The organism is Streptomyces katrae (genome assembly GCF_000966975.1).
GTDB classification, from domain to species: domain Bacteria; phylum Actinomycetota; class Actinomycetes; order Streptomycetales; family Streptomycetaceae; genus Streptomyces; species Streptomyces katrae.
Map to the genome: position 1 here is coordinate 1 of NZ_JZWV01000782.1, position 991 is coordinate 991.

General features: G+C 71.3%; 1 protein-coding gene and 1 pseudogene. Both read left to right on the forward strand.

Going from position 1 to position 991, the window contains the following annotated elements:
• Window positions 1–716, forward strand: a 716-nt coding sequence (locus tag VR44_RS26395) for an ABC transporter ATP-binding protein (RefSeq protein ID WP_045950103.1), incomplete at its 5' end; no start/stop codon positions are given.
• Between the two features lie 62 nt (window positions 717–778).
• Window positions 779–991: pseudogene (locus VR44_RS26400) on the forward strand (endolytic transglycosylase MltG); the annotation flags it as partial.

Below are 991 nucleotides of genomic sequence, written 5' to 3' on the forward strand. Positions count from 1 at the left end.
AGAGCACCCTCAGCTACCTGGTGCCCCGGCTGTACGACGTCACCGGCGGACGGGTCGCCCTCGACGGGGTGGACGTACGCGACCTGGACTTCGACTCGCTCGCCCGCTCCATAGGCGTGGTCTCCCAGGAGACCTACCTCTTCCACGCCTCGGTGGCCGACAATCTGCGCTTCGCCAAACCGGACGCCACCGACGAGGAGATCACGGAGGCGGCCCGCGCGGCACAGATCCACGACCACATCGCATCCCTGCCCGACGGATACGACACCCTGGTCGGTGAGCGCGGCTACCGCTTCTCCGGAGGGGAGAAGCAGCGCCTGGCCATCGCGCGCACCATCCTGCGCGACCCGCCGGTACTCATCCTGGACGAGGCCACCAGCGCCCTCGACACCCGCACGGAGCACGCCGTGCAGCGGGCCATCGACAACCTCTCCCGGGGCCGTACCACCATCACCATCGCGCACCGCCTCTCCACCATCCGGGACGCCGACCAGATCGTGGTCCTGGACGCCGGCCGCATAGCCGAGCGCGGTACGCACGAGGAACTCCTGGGAGCCGGCGGCCGTTACGCGGCGCTCGTCCGGCGGGACCGGGACGCCGCCGCCCATACGCCCCAGCGGGGGCGGGCGGCCGACCGGGGCCAGGGCCGGGGTACGGACGCGGAGACGGACACGGATGCGGACACGGACACCGCACCGACTCCGGTGAACGTGTGATCGTATGACTGGAGCGCGGGGGAATGCCGGGAATCATGAGGAATGAGCGCTAGCGTGCCGGTATGCCTCATGCGTACCAGCCGCCGCAGCGCCGCTCCCGGCTCACCCGCCGAGGCCGCCTGCTGCTCCTGTTCACCGCCCTGCTCGGGCTCGGGCTCGGGGCGACGGTCCTCCTCCCCCTGCTGTCCCCGGGGGAAGCACCCGAGAAGCCGCGCCAACTGCTGATCCCGGAGGGCTGGCGAGCCGCGCAGGTCTACGCCGCCATCGACAAGGAG